The sequence below is a fragment of the Klebsiella sp. genome, assembly GCF_027492335.1.
Lineage (GTDB): Bacteria > Pseudomonadota > Gammaproteobacteria > Enterobacterales > Enterobacteriaceae > Klebsiella > Klebsiella huaxiensis.
The window spans coordinates 18839-43292 of record NZ_JAPUEW010000032.1 but is presented as its reverse complement, the minus strand read 5'-3'; the positions used below and the strand labels follow the sequence as shown (position 1 = coordinate 43292).

Here is a 24454-nt window from a genome sequence, read left to right as displayed (position 1 = left end):
GATAAACGGGATGAATCTCAGGTTCATCCCGGAGGGTAAAGACAATGACCGACAGATCATCACAACCCCTGCTCCGGCTTGAGGGGATCTCAAAACGCTACGGCGCGACGTTGGCGCTGAACAACGTACGTTTTGATTTATTTGCCGGAGAGGTTCACGCCCTGATGGGTGAAAACGGGGCGGGTAAATCCACGCTGATGAAAATTCTTTCCGGAAATGAGCAGCGCGACAGCGGAGCTATTTTTAAGGATGGGCATGAGATTGATATACGTACACCTCGTGATGCCCGCAAGCAAGGTATCGCCATTATCCACCAGGAACTGAATACGGTTGCGGATATGACGGTGGCGGAAAATCTGTTTCTCGGTCAGGAGCCTACGACCTTTGCCGGTATTCTCGACCGAAAACGGATGTACCGGGAAGCAAAGCATAAGCTGGATCGCATCAATGCGGATATTGACCCGCATGCACCGCTTGGGTCGCTCAGTATCGGGCGCCAGCAAATGGTGGAAATCGCCCGCGCCGTCAGTGAAAACGCCAAAGTGCTCGTGCTGGATGAGCCGACAGCGGCCCTGTCGCGAACGGAAACGCTGCAATTATTTCGCTTGATTGAACAGATGCGTCAGGATGGCGTCGGGATGGTCTATATCTCACACCGCATGGAGGAAGTATGGCAGTTGGCCAATCGGGTAACGGTGTTCCGCGATGGCACCTGGATCGGCACGGAAACCATGGGCAGCGTCTCCACCACTGATATCGTGCGCATGATGGTGGGAAGGCAAATTGTCGACTTGTATCAACACGAACCCCGCACGCCTGGGGATGTGCTGCTGGATGTCAGAGAACTGGCGGGTAGCGCAACCGGCCCGGTAACTTTTGACGTCAGGGCGGGAGAAGTGGTCAGCATGTCCGGGCTGGTCGGTTCCGGGCGCACCGAAGTCGCCCGGCTATTATTCGGTGCCGATCCGCGAACCCACGGTAGCGTGCATATTGATGGCAAGGCGATCCATCCTTCAGACCCTACCGCCGCCATCGCAGAAGGTATTGGGATGGTGACTGAAGACCGAAAAACGCAGGGACTGTTCCTGGGGCACTCGGTTGAGCACAACATTGATATCAGCTCTCTCGATAACTTTGTCGCCAGCGGCGTCGTCAAACGTCAATCCATCCGTACGGCGGTTCTCGAACAGATGCGCAGACTACGGTTGCGAGAAAATGCAGTCGAGCTGCCGGTCAGCGCCCTGTCCGGCGGCAACCAACAAAAAGCGGCGCTGGCACGTTGGCTGCTACGCGACTCACGGTTGCTGATCCTCGATGAACCCACGCGCGGCGTCGATATTGGCGCGAAAAGAGAAATATACGAACTGATCGACAAGCTCGCCCGCGCCGGGAAAGCCATTCTGGTTATCTCTTCCGACCTGCCCGAAGCCATCGGGATCAGCGACCGAGTACTGGTCATGCGCGCTGGCCGTATCGTTCACCAGTTACCTTCACATTCAGCAACGGAAGAAGAAGTGATGCTGCACGCAACAGGAACCTTCACCAGTCAACCCGGAGAATGCCATGGACCACAATAAACCAGTGACGGAACTGCCGGTCAACGCGCCGTTTGATTTTGCAAAATGGTGGGATCGGGTGGGGATCCTGATCGTTCTGCTGGTACTGCTGATTTTGATGTCGACCTTTGCCCCTAACTTCAATCGGGTCGATAACTTGTTGAATATTGCCAGATCGATTTCCGTTAACGCCATCCTGGCAGCAGGCATGACCTTCGTGATTTTAACCAGCGGCATTGATTTATCCGTCGGTTCGATCGTTGCCGTTTCCGGCGTGGTCTCGGTCGTTGCTGCGATGGCCGGTATCCCGGCACCGTTGGCGATTCTGGCTGGCGTCGGCGTCGGCGCGCTCTGCGGGCTGCTCAATGGCGTCCTGTCCGCTTATCTCGCCCTCGCCCCCTTCATTGTGACCCTCGGCACGATGACGTTTCTGCGCGGTATGGCCTACACCATTACCGAAGGACAACCGATTGTTTCAAGTAGTCTCAGCTTCCGCGAACTGGGGAATGGTTATATCGCCGGTATCCCTGTTCCGGTGATTATCATGCTGGTGGTTTATCTGCTGGCGTGGTTCATCCTTGAGCGTACCCGATTCGGGCGTCATATCTATGCCGTCGGCGGCAACGCTCAGGCTGCTCGTCTTGCCGGTGTACGGGTGAAACGTGTTCTTGCCGCCGTCTATATGATTGCCGGTGTTTGCGCAGGTTTAGCTGGCATTATCTTTGCCGCGAGGGTCATCTCCGCCCAACCTACCGCCGGGACAGGCTATGAACTGGACGCGATTGCGGCGGTCGTCCTGGGGGGCACCAGCCTTGCTGGTGGACGCGGGCGGATTATCGGCACCCTGATAGGCTCAGTGATCCTTGGCGTACTTAGCACCGGGCTGATCCTGCTGAGCGTCCCCTTCTTCACCCAACTTTTAATCAAAGGCATCGTCATCATACTCGCCGTGGCGATAGACGGGCTGAAGCAGCATCCGGAGCTGTTCACCTTCTGGCGGAAAAAAGAGATCGCCCGACCACGCTAACTTTCCATGACGCTTTGTTTATCCGCCGCTCAGGCGGCGGGTTTTCGCTTGCTTAAATTCTGATGGAGTATATGGCCATGACATACCAAATTACACTGAAAGACCCGCTCAACGGCCTTCGGGATCATGAACCCATTACGTTCACTATCCCGGACATTTTGCCAGAACCGTTGTGGTGGGCCACTGCCGAAACGGGAGAGCGGATCCTTTGCCAACGGCTTAACCATTCAGTGGGGGAAAATAGTACAACGTTCATCGCTACGGTCAGCTTTACCGGCACGCTTCGTTTACGACTTGAGCGTCCTTGCACTGATGCCGAAACCCGTGAGGCCACGGGCATTCAAAAACTGGACGGTAAAGAGGCAGATTGCTTTGCCCGTCTTAATACCGGCTGCTTTGATCTGGAAATGTGTCGGGGAACCGCTCAGGGGGTAGGTTCATCCAAGTGGGGTCTGCGCCACTTCCGCCGCCAGGAGGACAACATCGAACTTCTTCCTTCCGGAAATAATGCCATCGGCGGATTTTACGGCCCGTTCTTTACCCCCGAAAACGGCCTGATTAACCCGCCTGAACATACCCTCGTTGATATTGAAACGATCGAAGAAGGTCCGGTCTATCATCACTATCGAATGCATGGAACGATCCCCGATGGCTTATTGCCGGAACTGCGTGGTAAGCGCTTTTCTATTGACTGGAAGTTCAGCTGGAATACCCCGTGGTTTCAGCGCCGCTACTGCGTAGATGATTTTTCAACCGTGATTAACGGACGCTCGGTGACCAATAAAATTACCGTTGGCGACGAGTTTGAAAGCGGCCCCGGAAAGCTGGTATTCGATCGCTTCGCCGCTCACGGCGGCACCCGCTATCGCGCAGGCGACCCCTACGCCGAAGAACTGGTCGCGATGGTCGCCCATACCGTCACTACCTCAGAGAATCAAAGCCCGAAATTTGCCGAATTCCGCGAACAACTTAGCGATATGGCGTCTGCCCACTGGGATCTTTACTGGCGAATGTTCTGTCGCTGGGAGAACGTGCTCGATGAAACTGAGATCCGTGAAAGGCTTGGCTTAGTCCGCGCCAGAGCGCACCTCAGGGCCGATCTGAATGAACGGGAGTGGATACTCACCGATTCGCCTGTGGATGTTTCTGCCGTGCCCGATGAAACCATTTTTCCCGGTCCGGCCAGTAAAACCGTTGAATATGATTCAGCAAGCGGCCGGGCAATGATCTGGTGGACTTCTCAACCCTCCGGCGCTTTTCAGATAGTCCAGCGCCGTCAGTCAGGATGGGTCAACTGGGGAAGTAACGGCGAAAACGAGTGCCCAGAACTGCCTGTCGGGGTTGATATCAAAACTGCCTGCGGAATATTTGCCGATAACTGGATGCATATTGCCAATCAACTGGAAACGCCGCCGTACATATCAGTGAGCAAAGGAGACGACCAATGATCCTGTGCTGTGGAGAAGCCTTAATCGATATGCTGCCCTGTCGAACCCGCGAGAATGCCTCAGCATTTATTCCTTGCGTCGGCGGTGCGGCGTTTAATACCGCGATCGCATTGGGTCGCCAGGGAATGCCGGTGAGCCTGTTTTCCGGTCTCTCAAATGACTTTATGGGCGATTTGCTGCGTCAGTCTCTTGAAGCTTCCGGGGTTGATTTCTCACCTTCCACTCGAGCGCCGCTGCCGACGACGCTAGCCTTCGTCAGGCTGGTACATGGACAGGCACGCTATACCTTTTACGATGAAAACAGCGCGGGCAGAATGCTGGCAGAAAGCGATCTGCCTAATTTGGGGGACGACGTTACCGCCGTTTTATTCGGCTGCATCAGCCTGATAGCTGAACCGTGCGGCAGCGTTTATGAATCATTGATGGTGAGAGAAGCCCCGCGCCGGGTGATGTTTCTCGACCCCAATATCCGTGAAATTTTTATCCAGGACCGGGAGAAACATCTGGCCCGTATGATGCGGATGATAGCGCTGGCGGATATTGTCAAACTGTCAGATGAAGACCTTGCCTGGTTTGGCGAGCACGCAAGCGAAGATGAGGTTATTGCCCGCTGGCTGACGTTGGGTCCAAAACTTATCGTTGTCACCCGTGGTGCGGATGGTGCTGATGCGTGGACGGCCAACTTCAAACTGCATGTTCCCGGCGTCAGCGTGCACGTTGCTGACACCGTCGGTGCCGGAGATACGGTCAATGCCGGGATTTTAGCCAGCCTGTCTCAGGCGCAGTGTCTTGAGAAAAGTAAATTAGTGACACTGTCACGTGAGCAGGTGCGTCATGCCGTTGACCTCGGTATGCGGGCGGCGGCAGTGACGGTCTCAAGGCCAGGTGCGAATCCACCGTGGGATCACGAGCTGTGAATCCATTTGGATGCTGATGATGACCTGCGAGATGGTTCACACGCAGGTCATTTGGCCATTTTCGCCATATAATTTGCGTCGAGGTAATTGAATGAAACCTAAACCACTCTAATTTATTTATGGATATTGTCGTCTGATTTATTAATATCAGGTACGTGTACATTTGTCGTCTGAGTCGACATCATTTTTAAGGACAGGATGTCATTAATGAAAAAGAGAAAATGGTTCGCATACCTACGTGACACATCAATTCCGCAACACAAATTTCGTCTGGTGAAATGGCTTGCATTTATTGCCACATTGTTATTTCTGGCGCAGGTTGCGCTCGAAACACTCCTGTTATCTGAATAAACCAATATTTTCAGCCACACATTTCACCTCAGATTAACCTTAATGAAATATTGTGATGAATCTCTCATTTTCTAAACAAACGCTGGACAGTAAGATCGTAAGCATGTTAGTAATTTAATCAAGCAGGAGAACGGATTTAAATTAAACAGAATTTAAAGCCTTCCCAATAAGCTAAAAAAATTTAATTGATAATGGTTTGGATTACTGAACGGTTATCAAAAGGGTAAGTGAATCGAAAGCCCTCAGAGACGAAAGTCTCTGAGGGCTTTTTTTGTTTTTCTATCTCAGGAGTAAAAAATGTCTAAAGAACGTCGTCTCTCTCGCATTTTCGCAAAAGATGGTAAATCAGTCACTCTGGCACTGGATGGCTACTATTTTTCAACCAAAACAAATGGTATTGATAATACAATAAACCAGCTCCCTACCCTGGTGGAGAGTGGTTTGGATTGTGCGCTGGTTACTTATGGCATGCTCAAAAATTTCCGCGAGGTTTTCAATTGCGTTCCCGTTGTATTACGCGTCGATAGCACGGTGAGTATTTTTGATAATACCGTTCCCGATACGACTCCGGTTTTTTCCATCGAAGATGCACTGAAAGTCGGTGCCGAAGGCGTGGTTTGCATGACCTTCCCCGGTGCATTCAATGAAGAGAAAACGCACATTATGGCGATGCAGCTGGCGCAGGCCGCTGACCGCTGGAACGTACCGCTGATCGTTGAATCTCTACCGTACGGCTACCCCGTCACCAGCGATGACTCCAACAACCCGGCTATTATCGCCGCTTCGGCGCGCATCGCTGTTGAGCTTGGCGCTGATGTTATCAAAACGCGGTTCACTGGTACTGCGGATGACCGACTGATTGTTGAAGCAAGCGGCGTGCCGGTACTGGCGCTCGGTGGACCAAAAACAGGTATTGATGGCTACTTCAAGTTTGTCGAGCACTGCATGCAGGTTGGCGCAAAAGGCGTAGCGGTGGGCCGTAATATTACTCAGGACCCACAGCCCGCAAAAGTAGTAGCAGGTCTGAATGCCATTATCCATGAAAATGCCACAGCGGAAGATGCATACAGCCTCTACATGGCTTAATCACACGGATACTAATATGTTTTTAAATAACACCATCATACCTTCAGTCAGAAAATACAGACATTTTGAACAGGCGTTAGCCTGCCCTTCAGAATATGTACTGTTATCAGAAGCGAATATCGGAAATTTGCAATCTCTGATTGGCAAATGCCATCAAAGTGGCAAGAAAGTCCTTATTCACCTGGAGTTGCTGGGTGGTTTTAAGCCAGACCAGTCGGGGATCAGTTTGTTAAAAAATTACTACAAGGTTGATGGTGTTATTTCGTCCAATCTCTCGGCCCTACGATTTGCCAAAAAAGAGGGATTGTTAACAATCTTTCGGGTGTTGCTTATCGATTCGCGTTCGCTGGACCAGTCCATCGATATTGTTAAACATAACCCGCCGGATGCCATTGAGATCTTACCTGCTGAATATGCCTGCCAGTGTCTGGAATTGATTAGCCGAAATTTAAAAGGCTTTGATGTGATGTTCATCGCCGGAGGCTTTGTTAAGCGGAAATACCTTGTCGATAAAATATTCCATGCCGGATTTAAGGGTATCACCACCAGCGAACCCGGATTATGGTAACTAATAAGGAGTTCACGCAAATGAACCAACAATATGTCATGGGTATTGATAATGGCGGCACCGTGACCAAAGCGGCTATTTATGACCGCCGCGGTAACGTGGTGGCCATCGCCTCAAAATCAACGCAAATGCTAACGCCAAAGGAATTTCATACCGAGCGCGATATCAACGAACTGTGGGCGGCAAACGTTGAAGTGATTAAAAAAGCTATTGCCCAGTCCGGTATCGACGCCAGCCAGATTACAGGCGTGGCGGTGACCGGCCACGGCAACGGGCTGTATATGGTGGACGAAACCGGTACGCCGGTACGTAACGGGATTATTTCCACCGACAGCCGGGCGAAAGCGTACGTTGACAAGTGGTACCGTGAACCAACGTTCTTGACCGATATATTGCCAAAAACCATGCAGTCAATCTGGGCCGGACAGCCCGTTGCCCTTCTCGCCTGGCTAAAAGAGCACGAGCCTGAAACGCTGAGTAAGGCGCACTACATTTTTATGGTCAAGGATCTGATTCGTTTTTACCTGACTGGTGACGCCTTCCTCGAACTCACCGATATCTCAGGTACCAACCTGATCAACGTCCGCGACCGTGATTATGATTCATCGCTGCTGGCCTGGTGGGGGCTCGCCGAGCTTCGCGACAAACTCCCGCCGATTAAGCTTTCCACAGATTGCTGCGGCTATATTACCGACGAAGTGGCCCGATTAACTGGGTTATGCGCGGGAACGCCGGTCTCCGGCGGCGTCTTTGATATCTCCGCTTCATCCGTCGCTTCCGGTATCAATACCATGGATAAGCTGGCGATCATCACCGGGACCTGGAGCATCAACGAATACGTGACCGACCATCCCGTTATCGATAAAGATCTGTTTATGACCTCTATCTACCCGATTGAGGGCAAATGGTTAATCACCGAGGCCAGCCCGACTTCCGCCAGCAATCTTGAGTGGTTTATCAATAACTTTATGGAAGGTGACCGCACAACCGCTGCGGCGCAGGGATCATCGGTCTATGAGCTGTGCAATGAACTGGTCTCTACAACCACCGCCGATGAAAGCCACTTGCTGTTCTTCCCGTTTGTATTTGGATCCAACACCATCCCGGATGCTTCAGCGGGTTTTATCGGACTCAATAGTTTCCATAAAAAGGCGCATTTCCTGCGCGCAATCTACGAAGGCGTCGCGTTCAGTCATCTTTATCACACCGAGCGTTTACGCAATATCAACACAAATTTAAGCCGCACCATTCGCATTGCGGGCGGCGTCACCAACTCCCCGGTCTGGCTACAGGTCTTTGCCGACATTTTCCAGTCCACTCTGGAGATTGTTGACGTTAAAGAGCACGGCACGCTGGGCACCGCAATGACCGCAGCAGTGATGGTTGGCTGGTTTGATGATGTCTTTGCCGCCTCAAACGAGATGGTTCACGTTTCGCGAACCGTCACCCCTAATCCGGACAACAACAAGGTCTATCAGGATAAGTATCAGCTCTACAAAAACCTGTTATCGGAAATGCAGTCTCCGTGGAAAAGCTGCAGCAACTACATCACGCATTGAGTGAGGAAAGTATGGATCTGAATTTACACCATCGCACAGCTATCGTTACCGGCGGCGCAACGGGCCTGGGCAAAGAGTTTGTCCTCTCGCTGGCCAAAGAGGGAGTCAACATCTGCTTCACGTATATGCGTGATGAAGAGTGCCCGGAACAGTTGGTCGAAACGGTGAAAAGCATCTCCAACGTCGAGATTATTGCGGTTAAAACCGATCTTTCCGCTGAGCAAAGCCGGGAGAATCTGTTCGCCACCTGCATTGAGGAGTTGGGTAATGCCGATATTCTGGTGAACAACGCCGGGATCTGGCTGAGTGGCTATGTCACCGAAATCACTCCGCAGGACTGGGACAAGGTGATGAATGTCAATCTGAAGGCGGTCTTCCACTTAAGCCAGCTGTTTGTGAATCACTGTCTGAGTAAAGATCAGGCGGGCAGCATTCTGAACATTACTTCGCAGGCGGCCTTCCACGGCTCAACCACCGGTCATGCCCATTATGCGGCCAGTAAAGCGGGCCTGGTGGCCTTTTCTATCTCGCTGGCGCGTGAAGTGGCAAAACAAAAAATCAATGTTAACAACATCGCCGTCGGCATCATGGATACCGCGATGATCCGTAAAAACATTGAACAAAATCCTGACTATTACGTCAGCCGTATTCCGGTGGGCCGGGTGGCCCAACCGCAGGAAATTGCCGACATTGGGGTCTTCATGGTTTCTCCTAAAACCAGCTATATGACGGGAGCAACTCTGGATGTCACCGGCGGTATGTTGATGCGTTAATTTATGGAGAATCATTATGAAATGTCTGGCAATTGCCGATCTTTTTATCAATACAGCAATGATGGACGCTGGTCTGAAAGCGCTTAAAGATAAAGGTATCGAGGTGGAAGTTCGCGAATGGTCGCATGCATCAATCGAAAAGCTACAGGAGGACAATTTACAAGTTGAGCAACAAGGCGCTGAAGCGGTGGCATTGCCCGCCGCCCTGCTCCAGGGGGCAGAGGACGTTGAGATCCTGATAACCCAGTTCGCCCCGGTTAATGCAGCAGTTTTCGATAAACTGCCAAAGCTCAAGTATGTGGGCGTGCTGCGCGGCGGAATTGAAAACGTCAACCAGGCAGTGGCGAATACGCGCGGAATTGAGGTCATGAACACGCCGGGGCGCAACGCCCGCAGCGTGGCGGAGTTTACCGTCGGCATGATCCTGGCGGAAATGCGCAATATCGCCCGTTCACACGACGCGCTGCGCGATAAATTCTGGCGCAAAGACAGCCCTAACCACCAGGCCATTCCTGAACTGGGCGGTAAAGTGGTCGGTCTGGTCGGGCTGGGGCACATCGCCCAACTGGTCGCCGGGTTCCTGCGCGGTTTCGGCAGCGAGATTATCTTTTACGACAAATACGTCTCCGGGCACGATTGCTATGAAAAGGTGAATTCGCTGGACGAACTGGTTCAGCGGGCGGATGTCGTGTCGCTACACGCCCGCATGACGCCGGAAACCGAAAACCTGATCAACGCCCATCATTTTGAGCTAATGAAACCGAGCGCCATTATTGTCAACACAGCACGCTCTGGGTTAATCAACGAACAGGATCTGATTGCCGCACTTCAGGCAGGAAAAATTATGGGCGCGGCATTGGATACTTTTGATGATGAACCTTTGCCGGACGCTAGCGCGTTTTATACGTTGAATAACGTCACGATAACGCCGCATATTGCCGGTAGCACGATTGACGCATTCAGCAATTCGCCAAAGTTATTTTCTGAGATCTTATTAAAGAAACTCGGCTAAGTATTAAAAGAACCGATTAAGATTTTTATACGGCCCATTGGGCACGGGTTCGCTCGTGCCCAATTCAGCCGCCTGTTTAAGGAATCATTATGGATATTATCAACAGCATTATTAGTCTGGGGGCATCAGTAATGATGCCAGTAATATTCTTTATTATCGCACTTTGTTTTGGGGTAAAAGTCGGCACCGCATTTAAAGCCGGGATGCTTGTGGGGATCGGCTTTGAAGGGGTTGGCCTGGTGATTGGTCTGCTGTTAACCAACATCGGCCCGGCCTCGCAGGCGATGGTAGAGCGCGTCGGCCTGCAGCTAACGGTGGTGGATACTGGCTGGCCGACCGCTTCGACCATCGGCTGGGGTTCGCCGCTGATGCTGCCGGTGGTAGTCGGTTTTATCGTTATCAATATCGCCATGCTGCTGCTCAAACTCACCAAAACGGTCAATATCGATATATTCAACTACTGGATTTTCCTGATTATGGGATCGGTAGTGTATGCCGGAACCGGTAACTACTGGCTCTCAGTCGGTATTACTTTCGGTATATTTGTCTTAACCCTGCTGGCTGCAGATTTAACCGCGCCATATTTACAAAAAAACTATAATCTTAAAGGGATTTCTTTTCCCCATCTTACCTGTATAACCTATGTCCCGTTTGGTATTGCCTGTAACTATATTATTGATAAGATCCCGCTGATCAATAAAATTAATTTCGACCCGGAGAGCATTAATAAGAAATTCGGCGTCTTTGGTGAACCACTGACCCTGGGCTTCGTGCTGGGACTGCTGCTGGCCTTCCTTGCTGGATACGATGTTTCAGCTGCGGTGTCGCTGGCGATTAAAGTTTCCGCCGCTATGCTGCTGCTACCAAAAATGATCGAAATTTTAGTTCAGGGTTTACTGATCGTTCGCGATGCCGCTGAAGCTAAGCTGAAGGCTAAGTTCCCTAACCGCGATTTCTATATCGGGATGGATACCGCGCTGCTCATAGGCGAGCCTTCGGTGCTGGCGACCGGGCTGCTGTTGATCCCAATGGCGGTAGTGCTGTCAATTATCCTGCCGGGCAACCGCGTGCTGCCGTTTGTCGACCTGGCCTCGCTGATGTTCCTGCTGGCAATGGTTACGCCGTTCTGTAAACGCAATATGTTCCGCATGTTTATTACCGGTACGTTGGTGATAACCTGCATTTTGTACGTCGGGACGGATATTTCGAAAGAGTACACCCAGGCAGCGGTCAACTCTAATATTCCGGTGCCGGAAGGGATGTCCGAAATCACTAATATCGTTGGAGGCGCAACCACCCCGGTTGGCTGGCTGGCGGTGAAGTTCGGTGAGTTTTTCAGTACTGCGCCTTAAATTCCCCTTCTCTCCCTGCCCGGCGCTGGAAACGGCGTCGGGTTTTTTATCGACCTGCTTTCCCCAAAAAAATGCCTGCCAGGAGGGTTAGCTGGCAGGCATTGTACGATAAAACGCGTGACTTAGAACTGGTAGGTCACGCCCACGGCAACGATGTTGTCGGTGCTGATACCAGCAACATCTTTGGTGAACGTGCTGTCATCCAGCAGGTTGATTTTATAGTCCACGTAGGTAGACATGTTTTTATTGAAGTAGTAAGTCGCGCCTACATCAATGTATTCAACCAGATCCTGGTCGCCGTAGCGGCCCAGATCTTTACCTTTTGATTTCAGGTAGGCGATGGATGGACGCAGACCAAAATCGAACTGATACTGGGCAACCACTTCAAAGTTTTGCGCGGTATTAGCAATATAGTTGCTACCAAACTTGGTCATATTGTGGGTTTCAGCATAGGTCGTCGCCAGGTAGATGTTGTTGGCGTCATACTTCAGGCCGGCAGCCCAAACTTCCGCTTTTTCACCACGAGCATAGAGTCCCGGGTTATTACGACCCGCGCTAACCTGAGCATCGGTACGGTCGGAAGCCGCATAGGCCGCACCTACGCTAAATCCTTCGTACTCATAGGAAGAGGACATACCCCAACCATCACCGTGTTGTTTAGCCAGAGAACGGTCGCCTTCTTCCTTACCCTGGTACTGTACGGCAAAGTTCAGGCCATCCACCAGGCCAAAGAACCCGTTGTTACGGTAGGTAGCCACGCCGGTAGTACGCGCGGTTGCGAAGACGTCGGTCTGCGTCCAGGTGTCACCACCGAACTCAGGCAGCATATCGGTCCAGCCGCCGATGTCATACGCGACGCCGTAGTTACGACCATAGTCCAGAGAACCATACTCGCCAAACTTCAGGCCCGCGAACGCGAGACGCGTTTTGTCTCCGGAATTGTCACCTTCAACGTTATTGGCGCTGAAGTTATATTCCCACTGGCCGTAACCGGTCAGTTGATCGGTGATTTGCGTTTCACCTTTAAAGCCCAGACGCGCGTAGGTCTGGTCGCCATCTTCACCTTTATCGCTAGAGAAATAATGCAGGCCGGTCACTTTCCCGTAGAGGTCGAGTTTGTTTCCGTCCTTGTTATACACTTCAGCTGCGTGCAAAGTTCCTGCAGCAAGAAGTGTAGAGACGGCCACTGTTAGTAATTTTAATTTCATATTATTTCGTCCCTAACTATTATTTATTAAAAAATATCAAATCTCAGATGCCTTCTGAGCGGAACCATTATGCGATAATTCTCAAGATGACTTGAAATGAAAAGTTCCTTGTTTTTATACCAAAAACTGTAATTGTGACGGAGGCGGTGGTTGTTAATTGACACACGTCAATTAATCGCACCACCAACATGCAATGATTCTAAATCAGAGTCATTTCAATCTGCAAAAATAGAATGTTCAACTAAAATACAGATATTCACATAAGGAAATTCTAATGATAAGAAAAATTAAACATTTCAATTTGTTAAATGACAATTAAATCAATATGTTACAATTCAGATGTTGACCTGAAAAAATCCTATATATAAACGAGTCAATTCGCCACATTGGCTTTCAAACGGTATATTCAGAGTTTTCTACCTTGGCTTGATTTCGTCTGATGGTTATTGCATTTTTTATTTTTGTTTTTTTACAAAACTTCAAAACATCATACCACTGCTGTTTAAGGTTTGTTTAGTATTTCTGTGAAAGGGACGTCAGCTACAGTATTTTTAAGGGATGGCTTTAATAATGAATAAATTTAGTCCAGAAAATTATCCGGGAGATTATCTTAATCAGAATATGATGGGGCCGAATGTGCTGAGACTGGTAGAGGAACTCAGCCGTTCCCTGGAACTTTGGCCAGGCATGCGTATTCTCGATCTGGGTTGTGGTACGGGGCTGTCATCAATGTATCTGGCAACCGAATTTGGCGTCGAAGTTGTGGCAGCGGATTTGTGGGTTAACGCTGATGATAATGCCCGTCGCTTCGCGTCTGCTGGCATGGAGAGATGAAGAGACGGGCAAGCAGTTGCGTTTTATTCAAATGATCGGTCATGTTATTAAATAAATAACCAACACATATTGGGTAGGTCTTTCTGCCGGGTGACGGCTAACGCCTTATCCGGCCTACAACACCACAATATCAACATGTTATGCGGTAGTCGTAGGTCCGGACAGGCGCGCACTTTTATTCGCCAATATTCCGTTTTTCAACCAGCAGCACATGCTGCGTCGCCATGACGCACTCGTTGCGCTGATTCACGGCCTCCAGCTTTTCCGTCACAAAGCCGTATTTCTCATTACGCGGGTGATCTTTCATTTCACTAATAGAAATATTGACCCGAATGGTGTCGCCAATAAAAACCGGGTACGGGAAACGTAACTTTTCATAGCCATAGGTCATGGCTTTAGAATTAATAACACCAGCCGTCATTCCTACGGCAACGGCAAACGTTAAGGTACCATGAGCAATACGCTGGCCAAAAGGTTGAGTTTTACACCACTCGGCGTCCATATGATGAGGATAAAAATCCCCGGTTTGTCCGGCATGAATAACAATATCGCTTTCAGTAATAGTACGTCCCGTAGTTGTCCGGCATTCAGACAGAGAGAAATCTTCGAAATATTTATCGATAAACATAATTCTTACCTCGACAGGCGGTTACTCCAGGTGATAAACCTCTTCCATTGATGCCCACAGCTCCCCCTCTTTCCTGCTTTCAAGAGGCGTCAGGCAAGGGATGCACTCATCCCACCAGCGCTGAGTAACGGGGTCTGCGGCCATCTTTTCCATATCCTTTTGATAATCATCGCCGTGATATTCGTAATAGCTAAATAGCCAGCCATCTTTAAAGTAAATTGAGTAGTTAGAGATATTGCATGCTTTAATCATAGCGTTCACTTCAGGCCAGGGATTAGCATGCAGTTGCGCATAATAAGCATATCTTTCAGGTTTAACCTGAATAACACCGCCGAAACGTTGAATGGTTTTCATATTATCCCTCGTAAACTGATTAGATAATGGCGCTTTGTTTCAGCACCTCACGAATTTTGATTTTCCGTTCTTCGCTTAATGGCCCAGTCGGGCGTAGCGAATTCACCGGCACATCAAGGCCGATAAGCTGCAAGGCGTATTTAATGACGTTATAAAAAGGCACATCCAGGCCGTAGAGCGGTGGGATCCAGGACAACCTCTGCTGCAACGCGACCGCTTCGCTCAGCTCACCGTTGCGCCAGTGCTGATAAATGCCGCAGGTTAGTTCCGGAGCAAAGTTAGCACTGGCGGGGATCGCGCCATCGCCACCTAAAATCAGGGTGCCAAACAGATATTCATCATATCCGGAGAACACAGCAAAATCCGGTCGCAGCGGTTTCACCGCGTGAATCACTTCGCGAATATGATTTAAGGTATCAACGGTATCCTTAAGACCCACGATATTCGGGCATTCCAGCGCCAGACGCTGGATACAGGAAACAGGGATCGACTGGCCGGTCAGCGCCGGGAAGTTATACAACACGATTGGTATCGGCAACTGTTCGGCGATATAGCGGAAATGCTCGAACAGATATTCGTCGGCCAACGGGTTGTACCACGGGTTGATCACCACTACGCCGTCCGTACCCGCCTCCAGTGCCAGGCGACCAAACTCGACGGTCGCCTGGGTGCCGGGACAAGAGATGCCAACCAGCACGGGCTTACGTCCCGCAACATATTCAATACAGAACCGCATCACCTCCAGGCGCAGGCTATCTGACATATGGGCGAATTCGCCCGCACTGCCGAGAAAAAAGAGTCCATCCACATCGCTGGCAAGCAGATGGTCAATCAGTCGCGACATCGCCGGGCGATCCAACTGCTCGTGCTCATCAAACAACGTAGGGACCGGGGGAATAATGCCGCTAAATTTCGTACTCATATGTCACTCCTGATGTTCTAAAAGATATCGGTCAAAGACGCCTGCGCGTCATGCTTCCCTCAACCGATAGAGTTCGTGTGCATTGTGGCTAAAAAAGTTCTCTTGCCAGGCGCGGCCCTGCCCCTCGGTAATGCGCAGTAGCGTATCGACCCACGGGATCAGTCCGGTATTCAGTAAGCAGACCGGGAAATTGCTGGCAAAGACGATCCTGTCGGCGGAAAAGATCTCCAGACACTGCTCAACCGTCGGACGTACCAGACTGATATCGCCATCAGCGGGAATATTGACCCCAGAAACTTTGCACCAGACGTGTGGCTGCTGCGCCAGCGCCTGCAAACGTTGCCGCCAGTTCGCCGCGTAGGTCGCTTCCTCCATCAGCCGGACGCTATCAACATTACCCATATGATTTAGCACCAGGGTCGTTGACGTCCGTTCAGCCAGTGCCACCGCATCCGCCAGATCTTCATTGCGCAGGCAGACCTCAAAGCAGAGCCCTGCTTTACCCAGCGCATTAACATTATTGAGAAAATCAGAGGTCAGGCAGGCACCAGGCAGTTGGCTGGCAACATGTAAAACATGACGTACGCCTTTGATCGCCGAATGGTATTTTCCGGCGTCCAGCCAGCGTGAGACCGCATCTGGCTGTTGCAGGTCGAGGGAAATAATGCCCCCCTCGACAAAATTCGCCGGATCTTCACAGAGATCGTGCAGAAATAGGCTTTCCTCATCTCGCTGCTCGGGCGCGACGTCAACCTCGACGTACAGCGCCCGGTCGATGCACCACTTTTCCTGGTCAACTCGCGCGCGATAATCCTGCCAGCTAACATCATGATTCAATGCCGGAACCGCACTGAGCCACAGCAGATGAAAGCGCGACAGATCCCATAGATGAAGATGCGTATCGGTAATGTGCAACATACCAGACCTCCCGTAGTTATCAGTATTTCACCGCTGTCGCACCGCTAGCGGTTGACTGGTAGCAGGCTTCCACCACGCACATGGTTTTCCAGGCGTCATTGATGTCGTTAAGCCAGATATAATTTGGATCTTCTAGTTTGCACTGTAGCCCCGCCATCGGACCAATAAAGGCATCCGGGAACCAGGTCCCTTCAATTGCTAACGTTCGCCACCCTTTGCCATCATCAAGGATAAATTCAAATTTATCGTCAGCGCCCTGCGGATAATTTAAAATAACCCCAATCTGGATTTTAATAGCCCCTTTAGTGCCCTCTATTTTGAAGAAACATTCCTGTTTATCCGGGGAGTAATCATGACCATGGTTAGTATGAATATTGGCACGAATAACATCGCCATAGTCCATGATAATCGATGAACGAGTTTGCGCCAGCTCCATCATTTTAGGATGCTTCATGGTTTTACAATAAACGGACTGGGGGTCGCCAAGGAAGAAACGAATCGCGTCGATATAATGTATGCTGTGGTAATTAACCTCCATCCGTTCTTTCTCAAAAAGAAACTTCCAAAGATTCCACGGCGTTTGGCAAATAACTCGCATTTCAACATCATGAATATCGCCAAGCAGACCTTCATCAATCATTTTCTTCGCGGCGATCATAAAGGGGGCGCGACGTAGCTGGAAATTAATGCCAGCGGTAATATTTTTCTCATGACAACAATCAAGAATGGCTTTAGCCTGTTCAATGGATTCGCCCATCGGCTTTTGAATCAATACGCCAACCTGCGAAGGGAGTTTCTGTAAAATCGGCAAAATTTCTGAGGCCGGTACGGCGATATCAAATACGCAGTCTTCGGATCTCGCCAGCGATACCAGCTCCTCAATCGACTGGCAAGTATAAGGAATATCCCACTGCGAAGCCACGCTTTGTGCTTTCTGATAATCCCGGTCATACAGACCAAGAACCCGGAATCCAGCTTTGCGATACGCGGGTAAATGTGAGTCAGTGACAATACCGCCAGCACCAATAATGACGATAGGTTTACTGTTTTGCGGCATGTTCAGTTGCGTTGTCATCTCTTTATCCTCTTCTTTATGCTAATCCGTTGGCATATCCAACGATAACGACGGATAGAACCAGAATAACGTTACCCAGCAGCATAACTTTTTTTGGCTTTTCATAGCCTTGCCACTCACCTGTTTTGAGTCCCCAGACGTTGGAAATAATCAACGCCCCGGAGAGGAACGCTATCCAACCAATGACCGGCCCCAGCTCGCCCAGCAGCGCCGTGGACTTGGCATATAACCCTAATGCGGCAAACCAGATCCCCCCGGTCAGTAATGCTTTAAACCATGCAAAGGAAGAACCTGGGCGGGCGAAGTCGCTGAACGTGTTGTTTTTTCTCAATACCCACAACGCATAGCCGATATTGGATATGAAGCCGCCGGAGGCAAAAACGATGACGTAAGCAATCAGGCTGGCGCTCACCGGATTAATACCATCTTCCACTGCCAGCGCGCTGGCCCGACTGGCGTAGGTATAGCCGACATTCATCGCTGCGGTACCAAATCCCGAGGCCAGTGCCATCAATAGCCCGCTGACAAATTTATCGTTTTTGACCCGCGAAGCATCCTGCTTTGACTCTTCATCTTTGAGAATACCGGCTTTGGTGATAACCCCTACGCCAATTAGCATCACCGCCATTCCGGCCAGCAGCCAGCTCATTGAGTTAGCAGGTGGTATTTTGTTAAGGATAAATAACGGAATTAGCGAGCCGAGCGAGCACCCCACCCCGGTATTAATCCCGACGGTTAACGACATGCCAATATTATCAATGCCTTTACCATACCAGATGGCACTAATACCCCAAAGAAAACCGCAGGCGGCGGCAATTGATAAAATCCAACCGGGCGTCATCAGGATGTATTTTAAAAATCCTGGAACTTCAATCCACGTCCAGACAATAGGAATGATCAGTATGCCGATAATAGAAAATATCACCCAAAAGGCTTCCCAGGAAAAAGGCCGGTAATTTTTCATCCCCAACCCAAAGCTTCCCTGGAACATACAAGCGATCATCAATACAAAAAATCCCGCTAGCATAGAGCATCTCCTGTTAATTAGATTATTTACCCAAGGATTATCCTCATTGTTTTGTTCATATATGTGAATTAATGACCACAAATAAAAACTAATCGAAAACTAACCCTCGTTTTTTTAATGGTCAATCGAAATAAAACTTCAATTATTATTTTTCAATGCTGATCACAAATTCACCTAATCTGACTACAAAAGTATCAGTAGCTGTGACTCAATGGTAGTGCGGTAGTACCAATTTTATGTGAAGTTCATTGCAAAAAGGAGTTGTTATGGTGACGTTGAGGGGCATTACCTGGGGTCATAGCCGCGGATTCACATCCGTTGTCGCAACCGCACAGCGGTTTAGCGAACTGCATCCTGACATCGAAATTTTATGGGAGAAACGTTCATTGCAGGCCTTCGCTGATGGCGATCTGGATGAGCTGGCGCGGCATTACGACCTGCTGGTTATTGACCATCCGTGGGCGGGCTTTGTCGCGGAGAAAGCGATCCTTTTGCCTCTGCAAGATCATTTACCAAAAGCGTATCTTGACGATCAGGCGGCCAATTCGGTAGGTGGCTCCCACGAAAGCTATCTATTTAACGGTTTTCAAAGCGCCCTCGCCATTGATGCGGCCGCGCCGGTCGCGGTCTATCGGCCAGATCATCTGCAACAAGGTCAGTTCGCCCTGCCAGAAACCTGGCAAGACTTACTCACCCTTGCCCGCAGCGGCAAAGTGATTTACGCCGGGATCCCAATTAACTTGCTGATGGATTTCCTGATGCTCTGCGCTACCCGCGGCGGCACCTGGTTTGACGAGGAAAATATTACCCACCGCGACACCGGCATCGAAGCGCTTGAAGCGCTGCGCGAACTGGCCAGCCACTGTTCAAAAGAGATTTTTGACTACGACCCTATCGCCGTTCACGAACAGCTTTCGATCCGTGATGAGTGGAGCTATTGCCCCTTTGCCTATGGCTATTCAAATTATTCCCGCGCCGGATATGCCCGTTACCTGCTGAAAGCCACTGACGTTGTCTCCTGGCACGGCGAACCGCTGAAAACCGTGCTTGGTGGGACGGGACTGGCCATTTCCGCGAAATGTCGGCATCAAGAGGCTGCCCTCGCCTACGCCAGCTATACCGCTTCGCCGGAGGTACAGAAGACGCTGTTCTTTGATAACGGCGGTCAGCCGGGCCATCGCGGGGCCTGGCTTGATAAAGAGGTGAATCGCCGCAGCCTGGATTTCTTCATCGACACCCTTCCCACTCTTGATCGCTCAGCTAAGCGTCCGCGCTACAGCGGCTTTTTGAACTTTCAGGATCACGCTGGTGATGTGGTTCAGGAGTATGTGATGCACGGTGGCAACAGCGCTGCCGTCTTTGCCCACCTGAACGCGCTTTATCAAAAATCACGCGGCTTAATGGGGTAACTATGCTTCCTTTAACAGGTTTAGTGGTACTGGATTTCAGCCAGTTTCTGGCCGGGCCTTCCGCTGCGCTGCGCCTGGCGGATATGGGGGCCAGGGTCATCAAAGTGGAACGTCCTCAGGGTGGAGATGCCAGCAGAAACCTGAGCCTTAATAATCAGTGGATTAATAACGACAGTCTGCTTTTTCATACTATTAATCGCGGCAAAGAGAGCTACACGGCAAATCTGAAAGAGCTCCAGGAGCTGGCTGCAGTTAAGCAGTTGATCGCGCAGGCCGATGTTCTTATCGAAAATTTTCGCCCCGGCGTGATGGACAAAATCGGTCTTGGCTATGAACAGGCGAAGGCGCTCAACCCTCGTCTGGTCTATGCATCTGTGACCGGATACGGGACCGAGGGGCCGTGGGTTAAAAAACCCGGTCAGGATCTGCTGGTGCAGGCCATGTCGGGGCTCACCTGGCTCAACGGCAATCAGGACCAGCCGCCGACGCCGTTCGCGCTCTCGGTCGCCGATTCACTTGCCGGTGCACATCTGGTCGAGGGGATCCTCGCCTGCCTGATTCGTCGGGGGAAAACTCAGCTTGGCGGACGTGTTGAGGTCAGCCTGATGGAGTCGCTGCTCAGCATGCAGTTTGAAGTGCTGACCACCTGGCTCAACGACGGACATCAACCGCCTAGTCGTAGCGCGGAAAATAACGCCCATGCTTATCTCGCCGCTCCTTACGGTATTTATCCTACGCAACAGGGCTATATCGCGCTCGCTATGGGCTCAGTGGTTGAGTTGGGCGAAATCTTGGGTTCTCCAGAGCTCGCCGAATATCGCAAACCGGACGAATGGTTCAGCCGTCGGGATGAGATCAAGCAGGTGATTGCCGGGATTCTGGCGACAGATAGCGCCGCATTTTGGGTCACCCGACTTGAGGAGGCGGGTTACTGGTGCGCTGAAGTTTGCGACTGGCAAACGCTGACGGCAAGCGAGGGATTCGAGGCGCTGGATATGATCCAGCATGTCAGACTTGAGGACGGCAACACGATCGCGATGCTGAAATCCCCGCTGCGCTTTAATGGCGCACGCGCCTCCTCTTCCCGCCCGACTCCCGCGTTAGGCGCAGGTAGCGCACAAATTCAGGCCGATTTTCATTTACGGGAGGTAGAGAAATGAAACCACTGTCAGGTATTAATGTACTGGATTTCAGTCAGTTCCTTTCCGGCCCGTCGGCTGCGCTTCGGCTTGCCGACCTTGGGGCCAGCGTAATCAAAATCGAGAACCCCGATGGCGGCGACATCTGCCGCAAGCTCTACATTTCCGAACTACAAATTGATGGCGATAGCTCGCTGTTCCACGCGATTAATCGCAATAAAAAAAGCGTCACCGTGAATCTAAAAGACGTCGCGCAGAAAAGCAGGCTGCGCCCGCTTCTCGAGCAGGCAGATGTGGTTATCTTTAATTACCGTCCCGGCGTCTCGCAGCGCCTCGGCCTGGACTATGCATCGCTACGGGAAATCAATCCCGGTCTGATTTACGGTGAAATCTCCGGCTACGGCGACAGCGGTCCCTGGGTTTCACGTCCGGGCCAGGATTTGCTGGTGCAGGCGCTTTCAGGGCTCTGCTGGCTCAACGGTAATCAGGATCAGCCCCCGCTTCCCTTCGGCCTTTCCGTCTGCGATATTTTCGCCGGAGAGTATCTTGTTCAGGGAATTATGGCCGGGCTGGTACAGCGGGCCAGCAGCGGTAGCGGGTGTCTGGTCCAGGTGAGCCTGTTGGATACCATTCTCGATCTGCAGTTTGAAGTTCTCACCACCTGGCTGAACGATGGCCGGCAGCCACCAAAGAGAAGCGCGGTCAATAACGCCAATGCCTATATTTCCGCACCTTACGGCATCTATCCAACCGCCGACGGCTTTATTGCGCTGGCGATGGCCTCCATCCCCCGGCTGGGAAATTTGCTGGGCTGCACCGCGCTGCTTGAGTTTAACGAACCAAAAGAGTGGTTCAACCGTCGGGATGAGATCAAACGAGTCCTGCTGGAGCACTTGCGGCATAAGAAAAGCGAGGAGTGGTTAAGCATTCTGGAGGCTGAGGATATCTGGTGTGCTCAGGTGATGGACTGGCAGCAGTTAATTGCCAGCGAAGGTTTTCGGTCGCTGAAGATGCTACAGGAAGTGCGTTTGCAGAGCGGGAAAACCCTGCAAACCACCCGCTGTCCGATAAAAATCGACGGCGAGATCTTCACAAGTGCCATTGGCGCGCCGCCGCTTGGCGCGCATAATCCGGGATGATCATGCCACAAACAGCATCGCCTCCGGGGGAAATTCCACTCCCCTGCGGGCTTTCTCCCGGGGGCGGCGCAATGCGCCTTGCCCGGGCTACGGGCTCGCAGACGGCTGAAGGCTGGTAGCCCGGACAGATGCGCAGCATCGCCTCCGGGAAATTCTACTCCCCTGCGGCCTTTCTCCCGGGGGCGGCGCAATGCGCCTTGCCCGGGCTACGGGCTCGCAGACGGCTGAAGGCTGGTAGCCCGGACAGATGCGCAGCATCGCCTCCGGGAAATTCTACTCCCCTGCGGCCTTTCTCCCGGGGGCGGCGCAATGCGCCTTGCCCGGGCTACGGGCTCGCAGACGGCTGAAGGCTGGTAGCCCGGACAGATGCGCAGCATCGCCTCCGGGAAATTCTACTCCCCTGCGGCCTTTCTCCCGGGGGCGGCGCAATGCGCCTTGCCCGGGCTACGGGCTCGCAGACGGCTGAAGGCTGGTAGCCCGGACAGATGCGCAGCATCGCCTCCGGGAAATTCTACTCCCCTGCGGCCTTTCTCCCGGGGGCGGCGCAATGCGCCTTGCCCGGGCTACGGGCTCGCAGACGGCTGAAGGCTGGTAGCCCGGACAGATGCGCAGCATCGCCTCCGGGATGGTTCGGCAATATTCTGAAACTGTCGCTATTGCGCCAGTATCCGGCACTCTTTCATCACCGCCAGTACATCATCAAGCACCAGCGACTCCCATTCGTAGGCCAAAGTGGTCACGCTAAACGCCGCGACCATTTTCCCTGCGCCAGAATAAACAGGAAGAGCAATACAGGCCGCGCGTTCGTTAGCCTCGCGTTGCTCAATGGCGTAGCCCTGCTGACGCACTTCACCTAATTCGGCAAGCAAAACCGGCAACGTCCCAATTGAATCAATCGTCATTTTCTCCAGCGGCGTGTAGCCATAAAGCTGCGTAATCTCCTCATCGCTATATTGGCTAAGGAGCACTTTGCCAACGGCGGTACAGTGCGCCGGGAGATGGTTGCCAATATGCCGCATCAGCGAGAGGTCGTCCTGAGCCAGCGCTTTTGCCAGATAGACCACCTGCTTACCATCAAGAATCGCCGCGTGGCTGGTTTTGCCCAGCCGCTTACTCAAAAAGGCGGTTAGCAGCCGCAGATCGCGAACCAGGTCGGTGCTCTCAATGCAGTTAGCGGCGATTTTTATCAGTGCCAGACCCGCGTGATATAGCCGTGTATCCGGCATATACAGCAGGTAGTCGTTATCGAGAAATTCCTGAATCAGGCTGTGGGCGGAGCTTCTGGGGATGTCGAGACTGGTTTGCAGATCGGTGAAACTCAGCCCCTCGCGGTGGCTGGCAATCAACTCCAGAAGACGAAACGATCTTTCAGCAGATTTAACTTTGGCCATATTAGTTATCTTTATTATCCGCGATGCGATCGTAGAATTTACGCGAAGACTGATAGAACGACTTCAGATTTTTACGCAACTGAACCTTATCCCGCAGAACAAAGGCTTCATGAATATTCAGTCGCAACTTAAAGCTGTGCGCCATGGCACCGTCGGCATTTAGTAATTTGCGCGAAAAATCCTTACGCAGCATCACGATAGTCTGCATTAACTTGTCATAAATCTGGTTGCCGCACAGGCGTCCCATCAGCAGATCGTACTCATCAAGCAACTGGTGATAGGCCTCCGGCTGACCATCCTGCGAAATCAGCTCCGCCATCTGGTCAATTATCGCCTGAAAACGGATATGGTCGTCGTGAGTCACCACGGTAATCGCAGTGAGGTAAACCTCTTCTTCTATAAGCTTCCTCGCCGCATAAATTTCATCGAGGTTGTGAATCTCCTTATGGAAAATCCAGGTCATCGTCTCTTCAGGAAGCTGGGGTTTGTTCTCACAAACATAGCTGCCATCGCCTGGTTTTATCTCGATAAGCCCAATCAGCGACAGTGCGCGCAGCGCTTCGCGCACCCGGCTGCGCGTGACATTGAACATCTCCCCCATCGCCCGTTCATTCGGCAAACGCTGCCCGGGCTTCAGCTTTCCAGAGGTGATCTGCGAGGCTATCTGCTCCATAATCTGTTCGGTTAGGGTGGTTTTCTTCAGTGCGGTCACATCCATGATATTTTCCATATACGGACAAGGTTCATATCCATGAATTTAC

The 24454-nt window shown here is 51.4% G+C and carries 23 protein-coding genes; 14 read left to right on the top strand and 9 right to left on the bottom strand.

Annotated elements, in window-relative coordinates:
- Positions 1-44 precede the first annotated feature (44 nt).
- From QVF11_RS09565 to QVF11_RS09520, 10 genes are all read left to right on the top strand, one after another.
- Positions 45-1577 (top strand): sugar ABC transporter ATP-binding protein, encoded by a 1533-nt coding sequence (locus tag QVF11_RS09565; protein WP_142513751.1) that lies wholly within the window; start codon positions 45-47, stop codon positions 1575-1577.
- Complete coding sequence (locus tag QVF11_RS09560; protein ID WP_110274656.1) at positions 1564-2583, top strand: ABC transporter permease subunit; 1020 nt, start codon at positions 1564-1566, stop codon at positions 2581-2583. The genes QVF11_RS09565 and QVF11_RS09560 overlap by 14 nt, the downstream gene beginning before the upstream one ends.
- Before the next feature lie 77 nt (positions 2584-2660).
- Entirely contained in the window at positions 2661-4031 is a 1371-nt protein-coding gene (locus QVF11_RS09555) for a hypothetical protein (protein ID WP_112215023.1), read from the top strand.
- Positions 4028-4948: a carbohydrate kinase family protein gene (locus QVF11_RS09550; protein ID WP_287856552.1), complete on the top strand. Its 921-nt coding sequence runs from the start codon at positions 4028-4030 to the stop codon at positions 4946-4948. Before QVF11_RS09555 ends, QVF11_RS09550 begins: the two co-directional genes overlap by 4 nt.
- 648 nt (positions 4949-5596) lie before the next feature.
- Complete coding sequence (locus QVF11_RS09545; protein ID WP_112214963.1) at positions 5597-6385, top strand: class I fructose-bisphosphate aldolase; 789 nt, start codon at positions 5597-5599, stop codon at positions 6383-6385.
- A gap of 16 nt (positions 6386-6401) precedes the next feature.
- Positions 6402-6953, top strand: coding sequence for a glycerol-3-phosphate responsive antiterminator (locus QVF11_RS09540; protein ID WP_112214964.1), 552 nt, complete (start codon positions 6402-6404; stop codon positions 6951-6953).
- 20 nt (positions 6954-6973) lie between these two features.
- Positions 6974-8512: an FGGY-family carbohydrate kinase gene (locus QVF11_RS09535; protein WP_287856549.1), complete on the top strand. Its 1539-nt coding sequence runs from the start codon at positions 6974-6976 to the stop codon at positions 8510-8512.
- Between the two features lie 11 nt (positions 8513-8523).
- Positions 8524-9285: an SDR family NAD(P)-dependent oxidoreductase gene (locus QVF11_RS09530; protein WP_112214966.1), complete on the top strand. Its 762-nt coding sequence runs from the start codon at positions 8524-8526 to the stop codon at positions 9283-9285.
- A gap of 16 nt (positions 9286-9301) precedes the next feature.
- Positions 9302-10297, top strand: coding sequence for a 2-hydroxyacid dehydrogenase (locus QVF11_RS09525; RefSeq protein ID WP_287856547.1), 996 nt, complete (start codon positions 9302-9304; stop codon positions 10295-10297).
- A gap of 89 nt (positions 10298-10386) precedes the next feature.
- Complete coding sequence (locus QVF11_RS09520) at positions 10387-11649, top strand: PTS galactitol transporter subunit IIC (protein ID WP_112214968.1); 1263 nt, start codon at positions 10387-10389, stop codon at positions 11647-11649.
- 122 nt (positions 11650-11771) lie between these two features.
- On the opposite strand, the gene ompC is transcribed toward QVF11_RS09520, so the two are convergent.
- Positions 11772-12857: a porin OmpC gene (ompC, locus tag QVF11_RS09515; protein ID WP_287856544.1), complete on the bottom strand. Its 1086-nt coding sequence runs from the start codon at positions 12855-12857 to the stop codon at positions 11772-11774.
- A gap of 570 nt (positions 12858-13427) precedes the next feature.
- Here ompC and QVF11_RS09510 point away from each other — a divergent pair.
- Complete coding sequence (locus tag QVF11_RS09510) at positions 13428-13691, top strand: SAM-dependent methyltransferase (protein WP_287856542.1); 264 nt, start codon at positions 13428-13430, stop codon at positions 13689-13691.
- A gap of 175 nt (positions 13692-13866) precedes the next feature.
- On the opposite strand, the gene QVF11_RS09505 is transcribed toward QVF11_RS09510, so the two are convergent.
- The 6 genes from QVF11_RS09505 to QVF11_RS09480 are packed head-to-tail and all read right to left on the bottom strand — an operon-like array spanning position 13867 to position 18615.
- On the bottom strand, positions 13867-14319 hold the full coding sequence (locus tag QVF11_RS09505) for a MaoC/PaaZ C-terminal domain-containing protein (RefSeq protein WP_112214970.1): 453 nt from the start codon (positions 14317-14319) through the stop codon (positions 13867-13869).
- A 21-nt stretch (positions 14320-14340) separates the two neighbouring features.
- Complete coding sequence (locus QVF11_RS09500; RefSeq protein ID WP_287856539.1) at positions 14341-14673, bottom strand: L-rhamnose mutarotase; 333 nt, start codon at positions 14671-14673, stop codon at positions 14341-14343.
- A 19-nt stretch (positions 14674-14692) separates the two neighbouring features.
- A complete protein-coding gene (locus QVF11_RS09495; protein ID WP_112214971.1) occupies positions 14693-15595 on the bottom strand; it encodes a dihydrodipicolinate synthase family protein in 903 nt (300 codons plus the stop codon).
- 48 nt (positions 15596-15643) lie between these two features.
- Positions 15644-16513, bottom strand: a complete 870-nt coding sequence (locus QVF11_RS09490) for an amidohydrolase family protein (protein ID WP_287856537.1) — start codon at positions 16511-16513, stop codon at positions 15644-15646.
- Positions 16514-16532: 19 nt separating this feature from the next.
- Positions 16533-17588, bottom strand: a complete 1056-nt coding sequence (locus QVF11_RS09485; protein WP_287856535.1) for a Gfo/Idh/MocA family protein — start codon at positions 17586-17588, stop codon at positions 16533-16535.
- A gap of 16 nt (positions 17589-17604) precedes the next feature.
- Positions 17605-18615, bottom strand: a complete 1011-nt coding sequence (locus QVF11_RS09480) for an L-rhamnose/proton symporter RhaT (RefSeq protein ID WP_287856533.1) — start codon at positions 18613-18615, stop codon at positions 17605-17607.
- 266 nt (positions 18616-18881) lie between these two features.
- Between QVF11_RS09480 and QVF11_RS09475 the strand changes: the two genes are divergently transcribed.
- Genes QVF11_RS09475 through QVF11_RS09465 form a run of 3 tightly spaced genes read left to right on the top strand, consistent with a single transcriptional unit; the run spans position 18882 to position 22302 of the window.
- Entirely contained in the window at positions 18882-20024 is a 1143-nt protein-coding gene (locus tag QVF11_RS09475) for an extracellular solute-binding protein (protein ID WP_112214975.1), read from the top strand.
- 2 nt (positions 20025-20026) lie between these two features.
- The gene (locus QVF11_RS09470; protein WP_287856530.1) at positions 20027-21184 is read left to right on the top strand and encodes a CaiB/BaiF CoA transferase family protein; all 1158 of its coding nucleotides are present in this window, start codon (positions 20027-20029) and stop codon (positions 21182-21184) included.
- Positions 21181-22302: a CaiB/BaiF CoA transferase family protein gene (locus QVF11_RS09465; RefSeq protein ID WP_287856528.1), complete on the top strand. Its 1122-nt coding sequence runs from the start codon at positions 21181-21183 to the stop codon at positions 22300-22302. Before QVF11_RS09470 ends, QVF11_RS09465 begins: the two co-directional genes overlap by 4 nt.
- 653 nt (positions 22303-22955) lie before the next feature.
- Here the strand turns inward: QVF11_RS09465 and QVF11_RS09460 are convergent.
- A complete protein-coding gene (locus tag QVF11_RS09460) occupies positions 22956-23693 on the bottom strand; it encodes an IclR family transcriptional regulator (RefSeq protein ID WP_227016009.1) in 738 nt (245 codons plus the stop codon).
- A 1-nt stretch (position 23694) separates the two neighbouring features.
- On the bottom strand, positions 23695-24411 hold the full coding sequence (locus tag QVF11_RS09455; RefSeq protein WP_167492767.1) for a FadR/GntR family transcriptional regulator: 717 nt from the start codon (positions 24409-24411) through the stop codon (positions 23695-23697).
- Between the last annotated feature and the right edge of the window lie 43 nt (positions 24412-24454).